The sequence below is a fragment of the Capnocytophaga sp. oral taxon 332 str. F0381 genome (genome assembly GCF_000318275.2).
In the GTDB taxonomy this organism is placed as follows: Bacteria; Bacteroidota; Bacteroidia; order Flavobacteriales; family Flavobacteriaceae; genus Capnocytophaga; species Capnocytophaga bilenii.
The window spans coordinates 6,814-7,300 of record NZ_KB291270.1; the positions used below are offsets into that span (position 1 = coordinate 6,814).

Annotated in this window: 1 protein-coding gene; it reads left to right on the plus strand. The window is 39.6% G+C overall.

Annotated elements, in window-relative coordinates; translation table 11 throughout:
• Positions 1–487, plus strand: a 487-nt coding sequence (locus HMPREF9075_RS13065; protein ID WP_009414883.1) for a tetratricopeptide repeat protein, incomplete at both ends; no start/stop codon positions are given.

Consider the following 487-nt stretch of genomic DNA (forward strand, 5'->3'; position numbering starts at 1 on the left):
AATGTTATGAAAAGGGACAAGGGGTAGCACAATCATACGCTAAAGCTACTGAGTGGTATCAAAAGGCATTTGCAAGTTATGAAAAAGAAGCTAAAAAAGGCGATGCTGATGCTCAAAGAGAAATAGCCTGGTTTTACTACAACGGAGATGGAGTAGCGCAATCGTATGAAAAGGCTTTTGAATGGTATCTAAAAGCAGCTAATCAAGGTAATGCTGTTGGACAAAACAATGTAGCGGAATGTTATGAAAAGGGACAAGGGGTAGCACAATCGTACGAAAAGGCTTTTGAATGGTATTTAAAAGCAGCCAATCAAGGTAATGCTCTTGCACAAAACGGTGTAGGTTTTGCTTATGAAAACGGGGAGGGAGTAGTGCAATCTTACGAAAAGGCTTTTGAATGGTATCTAAAAGCAGCTAATCAAGGAAATGCAGATGGACAAAACAATGTAGCAAAATGTTATGAAAAGGGACAAGGGGTAGCACAATC